This window comes from Daejeonella sp. (assembly GCF_044342615.1).
Lineage (GTDB): Bacteria > Bacteroidota > Bacteroidia > Sphingobacteriales > Sphingobacteriaceae > Daejeonella.
Window position 1 is genome coordinate 1 of record NZ_JBIIPN010000011.1, and the last position, 20,146, is coordinate 20,146.

Genomic DNA, 20,146 nt, shown 5'->3' on the forward strand with positions numbered 1-20,146 from the left:
GATTCTAAAAAACCTTTCAAAGCAGGTTTTAAAAAGACAGACGATAGATCAGGATCAAGTTTTTCATCCGAAAAAAGAAGCCCTAAAAGTTTTGGTCGTTCTGGTGGTGCTGATGAAAAATCTTCAGGTGAGCGTTCTTTTGGCAGAAAACCGCAGGGCGAAAGTTCATTTGGATCTAAACCTTATGGAAATAGACCTAGTGGCGAGAAGAGAGCTTTTGGAGAAAAGTCGCAAGGTGAAAGACCACAAAGTGCTAAACCTTATGGAAATAGACCTAGTGGTGAAAAAAGACCTTTTACAAAAGCTGCACAAGGTGATAAGCCATTCACTCCTCGTGAAGGCAAATATTCAGATAAAAATGCGCCTGTTAAGCGCTTCAACGATAAACCATTTAAATCACGCGTAAAAGAAGAATACTCATCATCCGACCGTCCGAAATTTAGGTCAGATGATAAAAAGTGGACTTCGGAGGAGCGTTTTGTTAACAAGCGAAGTAAAAAGCCTGCAGTTGTTAAAAGTGATGACGGACTAATCCGATTAAATCGTTTTATTGCCAACGCGGGTATTTGCTCCAGGCGTAAGGCAGATGAGCTTATAGCGGCAGGGGTAGTTTCTGTGAATGGGGAGCCTGTTACTGAGTTGGGCTTCAAAGTTGATCCCGCAAAGGATTCGGTTCGCTATAATGGTGAGGCGCTAAAACGTGAAAAGAATGTTTACGTGCTTTTAAATAAGCCAAAAGATTATATCACAACAACAGATGATCCGCAAGAGCGTAAGACTGTCATGAGTTTGGTTGAAAAAGCATCGCGTGAACGTATTTATCCTGTTGGGCGTTTAGATCGTAATACTACCGGACTATTATTAATGACAAATGATGGGGATCTGGCAGAAAAATTGTCGCATCCACGAAATAATATTACCAAGCTTTATCAAGTTGAATTAAATAAGAGTTTATCTCAAGGTGATATGAATAAAATTTTATTTGGTATTGAGCTTGAAGATGGTGTTATTAAGCCAGATGCGGTGAGTTATGTGGCTGGTGGAAGTAAAAAGGAAGTCGGAATTCAAATCCATAGTGGTAAAAACAGAGTTGTTCGTCGAATTTTCGAAAGCTTGGGCTATGAAGTGGTTAAACTTGACCGAGTTGTTTATTCAAACTTGACTAAAAAAGATCTTCCACGTGGCAGATGGAGATATCTTGAAGAAAAAGAAATTATTCAGTTGAAACACTTAATAAAATAAGAGTACATGCCTTCAGCGAAAACTGAGGGCATTTTTGTTAATTTGCACCATGATCCTTACCGATACACATACCCACTTATATTACGAAAAAGATCCGGAATTACGCGACCAGCTTATGCAAAGATGCCTTGAAAATAAGGTTAGTCGGTTATTTCTTCCAAATGTTGATTCTGAGTCTATTCCCTTAGTTTTTAGCCTATCAGAGCAGTACCCAGAAAATTGTTTCCCAATGTTAGGCCTTCATCCTTGTGATGTAAAAGATAATTTTAAAGAAGAACTAACCTTTATTGAACAGGAAATTGCACAAAGAAAAATTTATGCCATCGGCGAAATTGGAATTGACCTGCATTGGGATAAAACAACATTGAGCATTCAACAGGAGGCTTTTAGAATACAAATTGCTTGGGCAAAGAAATTGGATTTGCCGATTGTTATTCATTGCCGTGAAGCTTTTGATGAGATATTTGAAATAATATGCGAATTAAAAGATGAAAAGTTGAGGGGCATATTTCATTGTTTTTCAGGAACATTAGAGCAGGCAGAGAAGGTGATAGATCTTGGCTTTTACCTTGGAATTGGGGGAGTGCTTACCTATAAAAATTCGGGATTGGATAAAGTTGTTGAGCAGATTTCATTAGATTATCTTGTTCTTGAGACAGATTCTCCCTATTTAACCCCTGTTCCCTTTCGTGGGAAGACCAATGAGAGCAGTTATTTAATTTATGTAGCACAAAAATTGGCAGATATTAAGCAAATTAGCATTGAAAGTTTAGCTGAAATTACAACGCATAATTCTAAATTGGTGTTTGGAGTCTAAATTTGCTCCTAAATCTCTTTTTTTATCGTTAAATTCAGCTTAATCGTACAATTTTATATATTTTTAAGCCGAAACATTAATTTAGGAATCCATGACCAATGTTCTGATTATCTATACTGGGGGTACCATCGGTATGATTAATGATCCAAATTCGGGGGTGCTTGTCCCCTTTAATTTTGAGCAGATTACAGACCATGTTCCCGAATTAAAAAGATTAAAATATAAATTTAAGGTACACTCATTTGATCCTTTAATCGACTCCTCCAATATGAGTCCGGAGGTGTACAAAGAAATTGCTCAACTCATTCAAAAGGAATACGAAAATTACGATGGATTTGTGGTTCTACATGGTTCAGATACGATGTCATTTACGGCATCAGCCTTGAGCTTTATGATTGAAAACCTGACCAAGCCAGTAATTTTCACGGGTTCACAATTGCCTGTTAACGGAATTCGAACAGATGCCAAGGAGAATTTGATTACAGCCTTAGAGATTGCCGCTGAAAAACGTAAAGGCAAGGCGATGGTTCCAGAAGTATGTATTTATTTTGATTATAAACTATTTAGAGCTAATCGCTCTTTTAAATATAATTCGGAGAAGTTTGAGGCTTTCAGATCACCTAACTATCCCGTTCTTGCTGAAGCTGGTGTTTACTTAAGATTTAATAGAAACGATATTTTAAAACCTAGTGCTGAGCCAATTAAGTTCCATACCAAGTTGGATAGCGCAATTGGTATTTTGAAACTTTACCCTGGAATTAGTCCTGAAATAGTAAAATCCGCACTCTCTGCAAATTGCAAAGCTATCATTATGGAGACTTTTGGGTCGGGGAATACATCAACACAAAAGTGGTTTTTGGATTTATTACGAGATGCCATAAAATCAGGAAAGTTAATCCTAAATATTTCCCAATGCAAGGTTGGAACTGTTGAACTTGGTCGCTATGAAACCAGCAGAGAACTCAAAGAAATGGGGGTGGTAAACGGCTATGATATGACATTTGAAGCGGCAGTAACCAAACTTATGTATCTTTTGGGGAATGTAAAAAGCAATAAAAAAATTGCTGAATACCTAGAAACTGATCTTAGGGGAGAATTAACTATATATTAAAAATATATCTAATTTATATATTTTATATCTTTTTTATTGATATAAAGAGCAATTTATTCCTCATTTCTAAGAAATTTCCTTAATCCTATCAAATAATCATAAACGCTAGAGACAAATTATTCCGTTTTTTTTTATAGGTTTAATCATTCAATCTTTAACGTTTATGCAAAACCTTGACTATTTAGTATTCTTTGTCTATTTTATAATTGTTAGTGCTTATGGATTATACGTGTACAAGAAAAAGAAGCACGAAGATTCTAAAGATTATTTTTTAGCAAAAGATTCACTAACCTGGTGGGCCATTGGCGCTTCACTTATAGCATCCAATATTTCAGCTGAGCAATTTATTGGCATGAGTGGTTCCGGATTTACCATGGGGCTTGCTATTGCGGCTTATGAGTGGCTTGCGGCAATTACCTTGATTGTTGTAGCTGTATTTTTCATTCCTATTTATCTCAAGAATAAGATTTATACCATGCCTCAATTTTTAAAAACGAGGTATAATGATACGGTGGCCATGATTATGGCAGTGTTTTGGCTGCTTTTATATATTGTAGTAAACCTAACATCCATACTCTTTCTGGGGGCATTGGCAATTAGCAGTATTTCGGGTTTAGATTTCGGATTTTGTATGATGGCTTTGGCGGTATTTGCCGTGGTAATTACCCTTGGTGGGATGAATGTAATTGGCTATACCGACGTGATACAGGTTGTATTTTTGATTTTGGGAGGTTTAGTAACTACTTACCTTGCTCTAGATCTTGTGGCCGAGCACTATGGCTCATCTGGAGCGTTAAATGGTTTTAATTTGATGACGGAGAATTCTGCGGATCATTTTAAGATGATTTTCAAGAAAGATGATCCATACTACATGGATTTACCTGGCCTGGCGGTACTTGTTGGCGGTATGTGGATTGTTAACTTGAATTATTGGGGTTGTAATCAATACATTACGCAAAGGGCGCTTGGCGCGGATTTGCAGACTGCACGTAGCGGGATTTTATTTGCCGCTTTCCTTAAATTATTGATGCCTGTGATTGTGGTTTTACCAGGTATTGCCGCATTTGTACTCTATAAGGAAGGGGTATTTAGTACAGAAATGACTTTGAATGGAGAAGTGATGGCTGACCGTGCTTATCCAGTATTATTGAATTTATTGCCGGTAGGGCTCAAGGGACTGTCATTTGCGGCATTAACTGCTGCGGTAGTGGCTTCATTGGCAGGAAAAGCAAACAGTATTGCTACCATTTTTACTTTAGATATCTATAAGAAGAAAATAAATCCAGCAGCTAGCGAAGAGAAACAAGTGCAAGTTGGTAGGATTGTGATTATTCTTTCCATGATTATGGCAGTTGCTATTGCCCCATATTTGGGAATTGATAAAAAAGGAGGATTCCAATACATTCAAGAATATACTGGCTTTGTATCACCGGGAATTTTTGCCATGTTTATTTTGGGCTTCTTTTGGAAGAAAACCACCTCAAATGCTGCTTTATTTGCAACTATTGGCGGTTTTGTCTTGTCGGTGCTCTTTAAAATCTCACCAGATTATATCGATTTAGAATTCCTTTATGCTTCTGGTTATGCTATTCCAAATGCAGATGGAGTTTATGAAATTCCATTTATTGACCGTATGGGTTTTGTGTTCTTGATTTGTGTGATGCTCATGTTCTTTATCAGTATCTATGAAAATAGAAATGGTGTTAAACCTAAAGGATTAGAAGTGGATAGCAACATGTTTAAGCCTACAGCAGCATTCACAGTTGGTGCATTAATCGTAATCGGTTTTGTAGCAGCGATGTACGGTATTTATTGGTAAAAAATGAAACTCGATTCTTTAGAAAAGGTTAAAAAATACCTGATTTTAGAGGGTTTGGTGTATCCTGAGGATGAAGTACAGGTGGTGCATTTGCTTGGAGGTGTTTCTTGTAAGGTTTGGAAGATTACCCGTAATAATGATCAATGGGTGCTCAAACAGGCATTAGAAAAATTAGATGTAGAGGCCGATTGGTTTTCTGATGTGGAGCGTATCCACAGGGAGCATGAGGTGATGCATCAAATAGAACGAATAATTTCCGATTCCGATATCCCAAAAATAATACATGTTGATTATAAGAATCACGTGTACATGATGAGTTTTGTGAGGGATGCTTCCGATACCTGGAAAAGTGAGATGATGCGGGGTATTTTTAATCCTGAATGTGCAAAGAGTGCCGGCACATTGCTCAGTAAAATTCATGGATTTAGCCATAAAATTGATAAAAAGCATCAGTCGGAATTTAAAGATCAAAGCTATTTTATTCAGCTGCGAATTGAGGCATTTCATCGGTTTTTAATTCAAAAATATCCTGAAATTCAAGCAGATATCAATCAATTGATTGATGAGCTCACGCTAGAAAAAACCTGCTTGGTGCATGGAGATTTTTCTCCCAAGAATATGCTGGTTAAAGCGAACGGTGAAATAGTGCTTTTAGATTTTGAGGTAGCACATTGGGGAAATCCGGTTTTTGACCTTGCTTATTGTTTGGGGCATCTAATGTTAAAGGCCTGGCATTTACACAAAGTGGATGAAATTTTTGAGCTAATGATATTATTTTTTGATTCTTATGGATTAAAAGTGAAAAATTTAATTCCTCATTTAGGCTTAATGCTATTGGCGCGAATGGATGGGAAATCGCCAATAAATTATATTCAGGATCCAAAATTGAAGGATCAGATTAGGTCAATTGCAATTGGTTGGATAAGGAATCGGACTGAGATAGCTGATTTGGCTGAAGAGATAAGGGTGAAATTGATTTTGGTTAAATAAATAATGATTGATGAATTATATTCTTGAAACAGAGAGATTAGCATTGCGTGAGTTAAATGAAAATGATGCTTCGTTTATTCTCGAATTATTAAATACTGATGGATGGTTAAAATATATTGGAGATAGAAATGTTAAATCAGAGGATCAGGCAAGCGATTATCTCATGAATGGCCCTATTAAAAGTTATAAGGATAATGGCTATGGATTATATTTAGTTGAACTTAAAAGCGAGAAGATTCCTATTGGTATGTGTGGGATAATTAAGCGTGATAATTTGGAATTACCTGATATTGGTTATGCATTTTTACCGATGTATTATGGACTTGGATATGCTTTTGAAGCAGCTAAACAGACATTAAATTATGCTGAGTTTAACTTGAATCTAAACAAGATTTTAGCCATCACAAACCCTGATAATTTTTCATCTATCAAGCTATTGGAAAAATTGGGATTTGCTTTTCAAAAATTTATAAAAGCACCACATGATGGTGCTGAGCTTAGGTTATTTAGTAAGATTCTTGGAAAATAATTAAAACAAAATCCTTCCAGAGTTAATCCATAACGCAATTATAGATTTTTAATGCCCATCAAAATCTATTCATTTATTGGAAACAATAATCTAAGTGCATTAAATACCGCTTGATGCGTGATTGTGCCATGATTTTCTTCTGGTAAATAGTCGAATACTATATGAAGGTTTTTGCTTTTGGAGCTTTTTAGTTTTTCTGTAAGCAGATTTGCATCTACTTCCATCACGCGTGGAATATCAGTAGGGGTGAGCCCTTCTTTACCCACTCCAATGTACACATCTGTCTGGTTAACAAAGGTTTCATTAAAAATTTCGGATGGATGATTAAGTAGGGAGGCATTATCCCACCATAAACTCGGACTTATAATCACGTATTTGTTGAAAAGCTTAGGCTTTTTTAGGAGAATTTCAGTGGCTAATAAACCCCCAAAGGACTGCCCGATGATCATTTTTGAATCAGTTGTTCTGAAATTTTGATTCATATAGGGTTGCAATTCCTTTTCAATGAAGGCGATGAATTTCTCAGATTTCCCAGTCGTTGGAAACTGTTTTAAATCCTTTTGATTACTTGTGGGATAGGTAAAATCTCTTTTTCTATCCACATTTGCGATTCCTACCACTATTGATTTCGGAACACGGTTTACCCAAGAAAAATTATTGAACTGGAATAATCCAGCAACATGGATAAAATCCTCGTCTGCGGACCCATCCAAGAGGTAAATTACAGGGTAAGTACTTTTTTCGTCTTCTTTATATCCTTCAGGCAAGTAGATATTGAGAATTCTTGTTTCAGCAAGTTCTTTAGAAAAAATTTCATCTATTTGTCCTAAAACAAAAGCTTTACTACGGGTTTCAGGCTTCGATTGTGCAAATGTGATGCTAGAAAATAATATGAATACTAAAGATAACGTGGTTCTCATTAATTTTTTTACGTTTTTGTTCCAAATTTATCTAAAATATTGTTCTAAAATGGGTGTGGTTATAAAAAATGAGTTTTATTTAATCTACATAAGCAATGCAATCTATCTGCACTAAAATACCATCACGACCCATTTGATCTACTCCGCACCCTGTGTATGAGCGGACTGGCGCTGGGTCAGGGAAAAATCCGCGGTAAGCCTCGTTCAAAGCGGCAATATTTTGATTCGGTTCTGCTACTGTCATGTGCACTTTTAACACATTGGCCATGGATGAGCCTGCTTCTTCCAAAACTTCTTTCATTGTTGTTAGTGCGCTATGAATTTGGACTTTAATATCGCCCGGTTCTGCTCTTCTTTCGGCATACCAACCACCTATTCCCGAAAGGAATAATAAATGGCCGGAGCGTATGCACCCTGAAAGTACGGATGCGGGCTTATTCGCGCCAGACACTGTAGGATTGGTATTCCCACCGCTATTACTTTTACGAATAACTTGTTTCTTTGGGGTCCATTGTTGCCTTTTCGGTTTTTCTTGTGCTTGTCCATCTTGCGGAATTACCGCTACAGCTCCTGCTAAAGGTAAAATGGAAAGGCTTTTTAATACATTTCTGCGATTCATAAATTTTTTCTTGAATAATTTAATCAACGTATGCGATACAACTCACTTGGCAAAGAATGCCATCACGACCCATCTGGCTTGTCTTGGAGCCACTATAGGATCTCGTCGGAGGATTTTCCGGGAAGAATTCCTGATAGGCTTCATTTAGGGCAGGTATGTTTTTGTTGGGATCAGCCACTGTCATTTGAATTTTTAATACGTTCGACATGGAAGAGCCTGCACCCTCAAGAATTCCTTTCATAGTATTTAAAACACTTCTAATTTGTACTTTTATATCACCTGGTTCGGCACGTTGGCGTGCATACCAACCACCAATGCCTCCAATAAATAATAAATTTCCAGAGCGTATGCAGGAGCCTGCAGCTGTTTTGATAAGTTCTTTTTTGGGGAACCATTCATCAGAATTAGCTTTATCAGTAGGATTTTCCGACAGCAATTGTTTTCCCACCACGGCACCGGTACTAGCCACCAAAGGTAAAATACTTAGGCCTTTCAATATTTCTCTGCGTTTCATAATCAGCAAATTATAATTAAATATAACAATTTGTGATTATTTAAAATAGCGGAGTTTATTGACTGAAATGTAATTTTTGAAAGAAATTTTATAACTAGAAAACGCTTAACTACGAGAAAATTCGTGCGAAATGATTCTCCAGGTGGTTACGCATAGCATTTCTAAAGGCCTCAGCATCTCTACATTCAATAATATCCACTAATTCCTTGTGTGAGGCGTATTTTTTGTTATCCATGGGTTTTTTTAACAAACCACTTAAGTGGACATAGTTAAAAACGGGAAGTAAGAGTTTTTGGAATTTTTTTAAGGTTTCGTTTCTGGTAATTTCATAGAGTTTACCGTGGAATTTAATCTCCTCTTCAATTAAAAACAAGGTATCATAAGATCTAGGAGGATCATTTGCAACTATCTGACGCAAGTCTTTAATGTCTTGATCTGTAACACGTTCAACAATAAAATCGGCCATACCAATTTCCAAAGACAAGCGCATCTCGAAAATCTCCTTTAATGTCTCATCGTCTAAAAGCCTGGGATCCATGCTTTTACCGATTATTGAGATTATATCGGGACTTGTAATTACGGAACCTTTTTTCTTTTTAGATTCTAGTAATCCGATCATGCGTAACCTTGATAAAGCTTCTCGAATAACAGTGCGACTAACGCCTAGAGCAGCGGATAGCTCTAGCTCTTTAGGGATAGAATCACCAACTTTTAGGCTCTTTTCAGTTAAAAATTCAATAATTCTCTTCTCAACACGATCAACCAGTGAGGTGTTATCAATCTTTTGAAGTTCCTTATCGCTATTAATGCTTTTCATATTTTGACGCAATTTATTAAAAATCATGGTTTTATTAAACCATTTTATTTTTCCAAGCAATAAAAAAAATGGGTCTAAAATTTGGAAATGTAAAATTAAAAAAACAAGTTTGTATTATGTCGTACATAATACAAAATAATTAAAGAATTATGAAATCAAAAAATACCTTATTAAGGTGCTTGTTTACGGTAATTGCACTTTTGCTTTTTACCGTTGCACAAGCTCAAACTGGTAAAATTTCAGGTCGTGTCGTTTCGGATGACGACAAGCTACCATTACCGGGAGTAACAGTTCAAGTCAAGGGTAAAGCAACTCTTAGTCAGACGGATGCCAATGGAGATTACTCTATTTCAGCAGGTCAGGGAGATGTTTTACTTTTCCGTTTTGTTGGGTTTTTAAACCTAGAAATTCCGGTTGGAACATCTAGTGTGGTGAATGCTTCACTCAGGATGGATTTATCTCAGTTAGATGAGATAGTTGTTTTGGGTTATGGTACCCAAAAAAGATCAACCATTACTGGTTCGGTATCTAAATTAGATCCTAAAGTATTGGAAACTGGTGTTCGTTCTAATCCGGCATCTGCCTTAGCGGGAACAATTCCTGGATTAAGAGTTCAGCAAACATCCGGGAGACCGGGCGCTGTTCCGAATATTGTATTACGTGGGGGAACCTCTTACGGAGGTGCTGGTTCTCCATTAGTTATGGTAGATGGTTTAATTCGCAGTGGATTCAGTGATATCAATCAAGATGATATTGAATCTATCGAGGTATTAAAAGATGCGTCTGCAACAGCAATTTATGGTGCAAGAGCAAATAATGGAGTTATATTAATAACTACTAAATCTGGTAAAGACGGTGTATCAAACATTACTTTTAAAGGCAAAACGGGTGTTAATAAATTAAACATTCCATTTAACTTCTTAAATGCTAGAGATTATTTGTATTGGGCGAGAAAAGCGATTCAAACTTCTGGTATATATGAGCCGAGTCGTTTAACGCAATTAACATCAACGGGTCCGTTCGGTACTGGAAACTTATTCAAAGATGCAGCTGGTAATTTCTTAGATGGAAATGTAACTGGTAATGCCGTTTGGAGTACCATGTTTTTAGATGACGTCAACAAAGTAAAGTTACAAGATGGTTGGGAGACAATGATTGATCCAGTTACGGGAAGAGAATTGATTTTCAACAATTTTAGTTATAAAGATTATGCTATACGTGATCAGGCTCTTACCCAAGATTATAATGTTTCCATGACTGGTGGTAACAAAAATGGAAGTTATTATGCTGGTTTAGGAGCATATGATGAAGCAGGTATGCCAATCAATACTTTTTACAAGCGTTTAACTTTTGTATTTAACGGAGACTATAAGATTAAGCCTTGGTTAACGTCAACTTCCAATTTAAACTTTGCGGATGCTAAATGGCGTGATTCACCAGCTAATGGTGAGGGGAATTATTTGACTCGTGCTTTAGGAGCTCCTCCAACAATGCGCGGATTTAATGAAAAAGGTGATTTATTGGTAGGTCGTGATTATCAAGATGGAAATCCAGCAGTTAGTGATGATAAATTTATAAGAAGAAATAACACTAATAAATTTACTTTATCACAAGCTTTCAAAGTTAATTTCCTTCCTAATTTAAGCTTTAGAGCAAGTGGAAACTTTTACTATGATGAAGGTTTTAACGAAGCATTTGACAGAGATTTCTTACGTTCTCCAGGAAATACTAGTGTAACTCGTTCAAGTAGTGCTGCCTTTGGTCGTACTCTTAATCAAACTTTTAACGGAGTATTGAATTACCGTGCTACTTTATTAGATAAGCATCATTTTGATGTGATGGCAGGGACTGAATTTTTTGATAGTTATTCTAAAGGACTTTCAGCTTCTGGTTCTGGAGCGCCTTCAGATGATTTCATGGACCTTGCTTTAACTAATTCTGATAAGGATAGACGTGCAATTGATACTTACCACAATAGAGAAACAATCTTGTCTTTCTTTAGTCGCGCGAATTACGATTATGACGAAAAGTATCTATTAACATTAACATTACGTCGTGATGGTTATTCAAGATTAATTAATAATCGTTGGGGTAATTTCCCGGGTATTTCAGCTGGTTGGAATATTCATAAAGAAGATTTCTTTAAATCCTTTACAAATGTTGTAAACTCTTTAAAATTAAGAGCTAGTTACGGTGAAAACGGAAACGTGAGTGGAATTAGTCAGTATGGTTTACAAGGTTCATACTCAACAAATAAATACGATGGTAGAGTAGGTTATCTTGCTGGTGGATTGCCATTCCCTAATTTGTTATGGGAGCGTTCTTCGACTTATGAATTTGGTATAGAATCACGCTTATTAGATAGAATTGACTTATCGATTGCTTATTATGATCGTAAAACATCTGATAAGATATCAAGCTTTACCTTACCTGCAACTTCCGGATTTACTTCATTAACTACAAATAATGGAAGCATGCAAAATAGAGGTGTGGAAATTGACTTAAATTATAATGCATTAAGGACTAGCGATTGGACTGTTAATTTCTCAGCAAATATGGCCTATAACTCCAATAAAGTATTAAAATTACCTGATAATGGTTTGTTGAATAACCGTATTGGAGGTTTTGAAGTTTATGATCCTAAAACTGGTCAACTAGTATTTGTTGGTGGAACTCAGGAAGGGCAAGATCCAAATGTGGCTTATGCTTATGTAGCTCAAGGTCTTTACAGAACTCAGGCAGATCTAGATAATCATGCAAACAGAAGCGATCTTTTAGGTGCTAAAGTTTTAGTTGGTCCCGGTATTTATAGTGGAATGACCGCCGCTCAAAAAGCAACAGTATTCCCAATTGCATTGGGTGATGTGCAATGGCAGGATGTTAATGGCGATGGAACCATTAACTCTTTCGACCGTGTAAAAATGGGAAGAACTGTCCCTCAATGGATTGGTGGATTTGGAGCTAATGTTAAATATAAAAGCTTAGCACTATCGTCACGTTTTGATTATGCATTAGGTTTTGTTTCTTATGATGGACCGCGTGCATGGTTTTTAAGTAATGCTCAGGGTACATTTAATACTACTGATGAAGTATTTAATACCTACACTCCTGAAAACACAAATGCTAAATACCCAACCTATTATTGGGCAGATCAATTGTATAAAAATAATACGTTCAGAGAGTCTAGTATGTTTTATAAAAAAGGTGATTATTTAGCATTGAGAGAAGTGAATTTAACTTATTCATTACCAAAAAATTGGGCGAACAAAGTAAAGAGCCAGAATATTAATTTATCTGTTTCTGGTCAGAATTTAGCTTATTTCAGTGAGTCAACTTTATACTCTCCAGAATCTGGAAGTATCGGAATTGGCGGTTCAGGAGGTTATCCACTACCAAGGATTTTAATTTTTGGTGCTCAGCTAACATTTTAAAGAATAATGAAAATGTAAAACGGGGATTCCCAAATTCATTTCAAATTAAATAAAACATAAAATGAAAAAATTATATAAAAGTGTATTAAGCATCCTGCTGATTGTAACTTTCAGCGCATGCCAAAAGCTGGATTTAGCACCAGAAGATTATTTTGCTAGTGAGAGTTTCTGGAAGACTCCAGCACAAGTAGATGGGGCAATGATTGGATTACATACTCAATTGAGAGGCTTCCAATTCACCATTTTTACTCTTGGTGAACTTAGAGGGGGCACCTTACGTGAAGGAACTAGCTTTACAGGAACAGCATCTCTTAACTCCGCTGCTGTAATTCGTCAGGATATTCGTGAGTCATCTCCTGGAATTTCTGGTTGGGCAGGTTTTTATGGCCCTATTTTTCAGGTAAATAATTTTATTTTTCAGGTAGAAAAAGCAGATTATTTAAGTGCTGTAGATAAGGCCTACTACTTAGGTCAGGCTTATGGATTAAGAGCTTATTATTATTTCCATTTATACCGTACCTATGGTAGAGTACCTTTAGCCCTTGAGCCAAAGGTAATTACAAATACTCCTACTACCTCTCAAGATGCCTATCTTCCAAGAGCTAAAACTGAACAAGAAACGTTAGATTTTATTAAAAGTGATGTAAATAAATCTGTAGCAAGTTTTGCTGGTAACTATACCACTAAGCTTCAAAAGGCGCAATGGTCTTTAGGAGCGAGCCAGATGTTGCAATCAGAAGTTTATTTATGGTCTGCAAAAGTAAAAGTTGATGGTGTTGCACCAACGCCAACTGCTTCTGCTTCTGATTTAACAATTGCTCGAACAGCTGTTGAGCAAGTAATTTCTAAATATACTCTACTTCCATCTTTTGCTAATGTGTTTAAATCTGCATCCATTTCTGCTAGCCGTGGTAACAATGAAATTATTTTTGCTATGAGATATCAGCAGGGTGAAGCGACTAATAGTTTTGGTCAATTTATCTATGCTATTACAGACCCATTGACTGGTTATGTGGATGATAAAGGAGTAGCTATTCCTTCGAGTGATCCATTACAAGTTGCTGGAGGAGGAACAATTATTCGTTATGAATACAAGTATGATCTTTATGCTAAATACGATGTAACGGATACTCGTGCTAATGCAACTTTCTTGAATTTCAATAAAGGGACAGTTAAAGCCACTAATCTTCGTAAATTTTTAGGAGTTTTTGTTGAAGGGGCTCGTAGCTTTTCGGATGATTTTCCTGTTTATCGATTAGCAGAGGCTTATTTGATTTTAGCAGAAATTAAAAATAAGCAAAATCAAAGTCCTGCGGCAGAGATAAATATTATCAGAGCGCGCGCTCATGGATCAGCTGCACCTGTTTTTGTTAGTGGAACTTTTGAACAAAATGAATTGGCTATTTTTGAAGAAAGAGGCAAGGAGTTTGTTGCAGAAGGGAAGCGTTGGTATGATTTACGTCGTATGCAAGATGCTTCTGGCGAGCCACTTGTATTTAGAAGAGATCTTCCACTTGTAGGAGTTCTAAATAGTGCTACCGAGGCTTATAAAGTCCTTTGGCCAATAGATAGAAGCACTTTAACAAGCGATGAAACATTGAAAAATGATCAGAACGCAGGTTATCCTGGCACCTAAACCATTAATCAATAGTAGAAGCTGCAAAGCAGCTTCTACTATTTAAAATACTCCAAAATTGATAGGCTTTCTATGCTTCATCGAATCAGTTTTTTTAATAATAAATCAAATATTATTGATATCTCTGATAAATTTTCTAATATAGCAAAGCACATTAATGTTGCTTGAATTAATATAGTCAAATGAAAAATCATTTACAAGGTCTAATTTCTGCTCCTTTTACACCCTTCCATGCCGATGGACAGCTAAATCTGTCGATTATACCAGATTATTATCGTTTTTTAAAGTCGAACGGGGTAATAGGTGCCTTTATTTGTGGTTCAACTGGTGAAGGGGTTTCGCTTACACTTGCCGAAAAGAAATTAGTCGCAGAGGCTTGGGCAGCATGCTCCAATCATGATGAAGACTTTAAAGTGATGATGTTTCTTGGTGGAACATGTATCGCTGATTGCATTGATCTCGCAAAGCATTCTTATGAAATAGGCTTATACGCGGTGTCTTTTACAGCTCCTTTTTATTTTAAGCCTGCAAATGCACAAATGCTAGCCTCTTGTTGCAAAGCAATTGCGGATCAGATTCCGAATATGCCATTCTATTATTACCATATCCCAGTCTTGACGGGGGGCAATATTGCCATGTTCGATCTTCTTAAGGCAATTGATGGTTTAATCCCAAATTTTGCTGGAATTAAATATACGCATGAAGATTTTATGGATTTCCAATCCTGTATGAGCTTTCAAAACGGCAAATATGAAATGATGTGGGGAAGAGATGAAAACATGCTTTCTGCTCTTGTTTTAGGTAACAAAGCTTCTATTGGAAGTACCTTCAATTACATCGCTCCTTTATACACTGCTTTAATCGCTGCATTTAATGAAAATGATACGAAGAAAGCAAGCGAATTACAACAATTATCAATCAATTTTATTCGTTTACTGGGTAAATATGGCGGAATTTCTGTCGGTAAGGCTTATATGAAATTGGCCGGAATTGATTGTGGTGAATTTAGGCTTCCTGTAAGAAATATGAGTGCTCAAGATTTTGAAGCCTTTAAATTGGATGTTTTGGCACTTAACTTCGATCAGTTTAAATCGCAAAAAACTTAATTAATCATGAATAAGTATCTTATTCTTCCTATTATTTTTATTATGCTTATTCAAACAGAAGTTTTTTCTCAAAAAAATGCCAATATTTCCATTCGCTGGGAAAATATTGCCACTTTAAAAAAATCAGACGGTAGTAATTCCATAGGTGTTGCTGGCGCTATTAATGCCCTAGATGGTCAGTCGTTAATAATCGCTGGAGGTGCTAATTTCCCTGATAAAATGCCTTGGGAAGGTGGTAAAAAGGACTATTCGGATGAAATTCATATTCTTCAAAAGTTCGAAAATAAATATGAATGGAATAGAAAGTTTAATGCAAAATTGCCATTTCCAATTGCTTATTGTGGCAATACTTCTACCCCTAGAGGTGTAGTTTATGCAGGTGGAGAAAATGATAATGGACTTTCAAAAAAAACCTTTTTGATAAACTTTTTCTCTCAGTCTGATCAAATTGATATCAATGAATTACCTGATTTGCCCAATGCCCTAACCAATATTTTTCTAACTTCTATTGGAAATAAGGTGTATGCGATAGGCGGCGATGGACCAGTGAATTCATCCCAAGCATTTTTATGCCTCGATCTTGATAATTTAAAGAATGGATGGATTAAGCTAGCAGATTTGCCAATTGCCCTCGCAAATTCGGCAGTTGTAGTGCAAAATGGGCCAAATGGACAAAATATTTATGTGATTGGGGGGCGCTCAAAAGATCCTTCAGGCATCAGTAAGTTAAATAATACCCTGCTTATTTATGATTTTAAGGCTAAATCCTGGACTTACGGCGCTGCGATTTCGGATGGTTTGAGTACGCTTAATTTTTCTGCAGGGACAGCTACATCGCTTTCTGATCATTTTATATTGATTAGCGGCGGGGATAATGGAATTATCTTCAACAAGATAGAAACCTATCTTAGTCAGATAGCACAAGCCAAAAATCCTGAAGAAAAGGAAGTTTTACTTGCCAAGAAGAATGATTTAGTAATCAATCATCAAGGCTTCGACCGAAAATTATTAGTTTATAATACCCTTTCAAATGAGTGGTTTAAAAATGGTGATCTACCCTTTATGCCACATGTAACAAGTACAGCTACCAAATGGGGTGAAAACATCATTTTATCAAGTGGCGAAATAAAACCGGGCATTCGGACTCCCAATATTATGCTAGGAAAAGTAGTACAAACTAATTAAAACTCAAATGAACTCGAAAAATTATCCCTGGATATTGGTAGGCCTACTTTGGGTGGTTGCCCTTTTAAATTATATGGATAGGCAGATTTTGGCCACCATGCGCCCAGCTATGCAGGTTGATATAATAGAGCTTCAATCGGCGACAAGCTTCGGTTATTTAATGGCTATTTTCCTCTGGATATATGGCTTTATGAGTCCCATTTCTGGGATGATTGCCGATAAAATGAGCCGTAAGTGGTTGATAATCGGTAGTTTATTTGTTTGGTCAGGTGTTACCTTTGCCATGGGATATGCCACTACTTTTAATCAACTTTATGTCTTAAGAGCCATCATGGGTGTGAGTGAAGCGCTTTATATTCCCGCTGGATTATCCTTAATTGCCGATTTTCATAGTCCGAAAACCCGATCCCTGGCCGTTGGTATTCACATGACTGGTTTGTACATGGGGCAAGCCCTTGGAGGCTTTGGTGCTACTGTAGCGAGTGCTTATTCATGGCAGACCACCTTTCATACCTTCGGTTTCATTGGAATTGTGTATTCATTGATATTAATATTTTTCTTGCGTGATAAAATTGCTACTAGCGAGCCTGCTCAAGACAAAGATCACATTCAAATTAAAAAAGGGACATCATTATTTAGCGGTATAGCCCTGCTATTTACCAATATTTCTTTTTGGATTATTCTCTTTTACTTCGCAATACCTAGTCTGCCAGGATGGGCCACCAAAAATTGGCTTCCCACTTTATTTGCAGAAAATCTAGATATTCCGATGACCTTGGCGGGACCTTTATCCACTATTACTATTGCAGCTTCATCTTTTGTAGGTGTAATTTTTGGAGGTATCCTTTCCGACCGTTGGGTACAGAAAAACCTAAAAGGTAGAATTTATACCAGTGCGATTGGCCTAGGCTTAACCATTCCTTCTTTGCTTTTATTAGGCTTTGGTACAAGTTTGATTCACGTTATTGGTGCTGGTGTTTGCTTTGGGATAGGATTTGGGATGTTTGATGCCAATAATATGCCTATTCTTTGTCAGTTTGTATCCGCAAAGCACCGCGCCACGGCCTATGGCGTGATGAACATGACTGGAGTGTTTGCTGGTGCCTACATCACAAATCTACTTGGAAAATCAACTGATGCGGGAAATTTGGGTCAGGATTTTGCTATGCTCGCAGTGATTGTTTTGGTGGCGCTAATTATTCAACTTTCATTTTTGAGGCCTAAGTTTAATGATTTTGTGGGGTAGGAGTGCTTAGGAATTAATATTGTATTTTAACGAAGGTCCCTCACCTGCGGAAGGGCAGGTTTCGTGATGACATCGTTTTTTAAACGCCATACACCTGTCATCCCGAACGTTTGAGGGAAAAAGTGAAAAGGCTATGTATCGTCCTAAAAAATTTTGCTTTTTTGATTTAATCCTACAATCCATTTACTTTATTTTATTATCCTGAATTGGGTTTACAATTTTTGGGTGTCTGGATACTCCAATTATTTGGTAATCCGTTGGGAAGCTGGCGCCGAAACTAACCGATAGTGGTGAAATGCTCCGTAAGCAAAAAGATCTAACCGCATTTTTTTCTAACCGTCTGTTATTATATTTTTGAAGGATGAAAAAAAATATCTTTCTTTTTCTTCTGATAGTTCTGGGGACCAGTGCATATTCCCAGAAAATTTTGCTCCATGGAAATGATTTAGATAGAATAGAGAAAGCATGCAATCTTATTAAAATCCATGACCCCATCATCTATGAGTCTATGGTTATCCATTCGATAATTCAATCCTATGGACATTACACTGGAAATAAATTCACAAGTACAAACATGGTTGAAGATAATAATTACTGGATTTTAATAGGGAGAGGAACCCTATCAAAAAGAAGCATAAATAGATTAGCAGGAACTATCTTTCATGAATCTTTACATATGCTATTAGAACTGCAAAGGAGCAGATCTGGGCCTATTAGAAAATTTTCTGATTTATCTGAAAATGAAAGGAAACAAGAAGAAATTTTTGTCTATAATAGAACAAGAGAATTATTGGTTCGTCTCAATACATCAGATTGGGAAATAAAGGAATACGATAAATGGGCTTCCGCATATTACTAAAAAAGCTTATCCATCAGCTTAATTCCATATTTTTCATATTGGTGATATTGAAAGTAAAACCAATGGTGTAATCTTTGAGTTACACATATGTGAAATTATGTATATTTAATTAAGAATTGTAGTCAAAAAAATTATAAGAGTAGGTATGCATTATTTAATAAATACAAAAGGAGACTTTATCAATGCAATAGGATATGAGTCAATGTTTCACATTTCTGAAAACACAATTGCGGTAGCAAAAAATGGGAAATGGGGGTTTATAAATAAGGAAGGCGATATCTCTATTCCATTAACATACGATCATGCATGGCCATTTTCAAATCAGCGCGCCTTTGTTCAGATGGGAAGTCGTTGTGGGTTTATTGATTCTAATAATAATATGATTGTACCGTACTTTAAAGGTACAGCAAGGTCATTTTATTCCGGTATGGCTGCAATGCAAATAAATGGAAAATGGGGATTTATAAATAAGGATAACGAGCTCATTGTAGAACCCATTTTTGATGATGTTTGGGATTTTCATGAAGGACTTGCTGGTATTAGACAAAATAGAAAAATGGGTTTTATAAATATTACTGGAGATATAGTAATAGAACCTAATAAATTTGAAATTGTAGATGATTTTCATGAAGGGCTAGCTCGTGTTATAAAAAATGAAAAATTTGGATTTATAAATAAAGAGGGTCAAGAGGTGATACCATGTATTTATAATTCTGCATTGAACTTTTCTGAAGGTCTTGCGGCTGTACTAATTGGTAATAAATGGGGTTTTATAAACTTGAAAAACGAAGTTGTTATAGATTTTCAATATCAAAAAACAACATTAGGGTTTAAAGAAAACCTTTGTGCAGTTGTGAAAGATAACAAAATGGGATTTATAGATAATGAAGGAACAAACACTATTAAGTTTGACTATGAAGGTACCAGCCTGGATTATGAACATCAAATAGAATTTAGTGAAGGTTTATGCCCTGTAAAACTAAGAACGACACAAAAATATATATATATTAATAAAACAGGTGAGCAAGTTGGGAAACAATTCGATATTGCCATGAGTATCAATGAAGGGCTCGGAGTAGTAATTGAAAACAATAAATATGGATTTGTTAATACCCAAGGTCAAATACAGTTACCGATTATTTATGATTATGCGAGAGAATTTAAAGAGCAAGTATCAGTTATAAACAAATAATTATGTTTTGTTTACTATTTTATGCACAACGGTTTTTAGCTAAAAGAAATTAGCAATTTCGGTGAAAAAACTGTCTGCAAATACTAAACTTGATGCGATGCACAACACTTCAT

17 protein-coding genes are annotated in these 20,146 nt (G+C 36.3%); 13 read left to right on the forward strand and 4 right to left on the reverse strand.

Annotation, left to right across the window (positions count from 1 at the left end; translation table 11 throughout):
• The 6 genes from ACIQ0D_RS01845 to ACIQ0D_RS01870 form a co-directional block, all read left to right on the forward strand.
• Nucleotides 1-1,242, forward strand: a 1,242-nt coding sequence (locus ACIQ0D_RS01845) for a pseudouridine synthase (protein ID WP_395802543.1), incomplete at its 5' end; no start/stop codon positions are given.
• Between the two features lie 49 nt (nt 1,243-1,291).
• On the forward strand, nt 1,292-2,059 hold the full coding sequence (locus ACIQ0D_RS01850; RefSeq protein WP_395802545.1) for a TatD family hydrolase: 768 nt from the start codon (nt 1,292-1,294) through the stop codon (nt 2,057-2,059).
• Between the two features lie 91 nt (nt 2,060-2,150).
• Nucleotides 2,151-3,170 (forward strand): asparaginase, encoded by a 1,020-nt coding sequence (locus ACIQ0D_RS01855; RefSeq protein WP_395802547.1) that lies wholly within the window; start codon nt 2,151-2,153, stop codon nt 3,168-3,170.
• Nucleotides 3,171-3,333: 163 nt separating this feature from the next.
• Nucleotides 3,334-4,989: a sodium/sugar symporter gene (locus ACIQ0D_RS01860; protein ID WP_395802549.1), complete on the forward strand. Its 1,656-nt coding sequence runs from the start codon at nt 3,334-3,336 to the stop codon at nt 4,987-4,989.
• A gap of 3 nt (nt 4,990-4,992) precedes the next feature.
• Entirely contained in the window at nt 4,993-5,979 is a 987-nt protein-coding gene (locus tag ACIQ0D_RS01865; RefSeq protein WP_395802551.1) for a phosphotransferase family protein, read from the forward strand.
• A 10-nt stretch (nt 5,980-5,989) separates the two neighbouring features.
• Nucleotides 5,990-6,508, forward strand: a complete 519-nt coding sequence (locus ACIQ0D_RS01870; RefSeq protein WP_395802553.1) for a GNAT family N-acetyltransferase — start codon at nt 5,990-5,992, stop codon at nt 6,506-6,508.
• Between the two features lie 65 nt (nt 6,509-6,573).
• Here the strand turns inward: ACIQ0D_RS01870 and ACIQ0D_RS01875 are convergent, their stop codons facing one another.
• The 4 genes from ACIQ0D_RS01875 to ACIQ0D_RS01890 form a co-directional block, all read right to left on the reverse strand.
• Complete coding sequence (locus tag ACIQ0D_RS01875) at nt 6,574-7,428, reverse strand: alpha/beta hydrolase (RefSeq protein WP_395802555.1); 855 nt, start codon at nt 7,426-7,428, stop codon at nt 6,574-6,576.
• Between the two features lie 79 nt (nt 7,429-7,507).
• Complete coding sequence (locus ACIQ0D_RS01880; RefSeq protein ID WP_395802557.1) at nt 7,508-8,047, reverse strand: RidA family protein; 540 nt, start codon at nt 8,045-8,047, stop codon at nt 7,508-7,510.
• Between the two features lie 19 nt (nt 8,048-8,066).
• The gene (locus tag ACIQ0D_RS01885; RefSeq protein ID WP_395802559.1) at nt 8,067-8,561 is read right to left on the reverse strand and encodes a RidA family protein; all 495 of its coding nucleotides are present in this window, start codon (nt 8,559-8,561) and stop codon (nt 8,067-8,069) included.
• A 109-nt stretch (nt 8,562-8,670) separates the two neighbouring features.
• Nucleotides 8,671-9,378: a FadR/GntR family transcriptional regulator gene (locus tag ACIQ0D_RS01890; protein ID WP_395802561.1), complete on the reverse strand. Its 708-nt coding sequence runs from the start codon at nt 9,376-9,378 to the stop codon at nt 8,671-8,673.
• 149 nt (nt 9,379-9,527) lie between these two features.
• On the opposite strand from ACIQ0D_RS01890, the gene ACIQ0D_RS01895 reads away from it, so the two are divergent.
• The 7 genes from ACIQ0D_RS01895 to ACIQ0D_RS01925 all read left to right on the forward strand — a co-directional run bounded on the left by ACIQ0D_RS01895 (nt 9,528) and on the right by ACIQ0D_RS01925 (nt 20,033).
• Complete coding sequence (locus ACIQ0D_RS01895) at nt 9,528-12,809, forward strand: SusC/RagA family TonB-linked outer membrane protein (protein WP_395802563.1); 3,282 nt, start codon at nt 9,528-9,530, stop codon at nt 12,807-12,809.
• 61 nt (nt 12,810-12,870) lie between these two features.
• A complete protein-coding gene (locus ACIQ0D_RS01900; protein ID WP_395802565.1) occupies nt 12,871-14,445 on the forward strand; it encodes a RagB/SusD family nutrient uptake outer membrane protein in 1,575 nt (524 codons plus the stop codon).
• A gap of 182 nt (nt 14,446-14,627) precedes the next feature.
• Nucleotides 14,628-15,551, forward strand: coding sequence for a dihydrodipicolinate synthase family protein (locus tag ACIQ0D_RS01905; RefSeq protein ID WP_395802567.1), 924 nt, complete (start codon nt 14,628-14,630; stop codon nt 15,549-15,551).
• A gap of 6 nt (nt 15,552-15,557) precedes the next feature.
• On the forward strand, nt 15,558-16,736 hold the full coding sequence (locus ACIQ0D_RS01910; protein ID WP_395802569.1) for a galactose oxidase: 1,179 nt from the start codon (nt 15,558-15,560) through the stop codon (nt 16,734-16,736).
• A gap of 7 nt (nt 16,737-16,743) precedes the next feature.
• Nucleotides 16,744-17,982, forward strand: coding sequence for an MFS transporter (locus tag ACIQ0D_RS01915; protein ID WP_395802571.1), 1,239 nt, complete (start codon nt 16,744-16,746; stop codon nt 17,980-17,982).
• A 361-nt stretch (nt 17,983-18,343) separates the two neighbouring features.
• Complete coding sequence (locus tag ACIQ0D_RS01920; RefSeq protein WP_395802573.1) at nt 18,344-18,841, forward strand: hypothetical protein; 498 nt, start codon at nt 18,344-18,346, stop codon at nt 18,839-18,841.
• A gap of 145 nt (nt 18,842-18,986) precedes the next feature.
• Complete coding sequence (locus tag ACIQ0D_RS01925) at nt 18,987-20,033, forward strand: WG repeat-containing protein (RefSeq protein WP_395802575.1); 1,047 nt, start codon at nt 18,987-18,989, stop codon at nt 20,031-20,033.
• Nucleotides 20,034-20,146 lie beyond the last annotated feature (113 nt).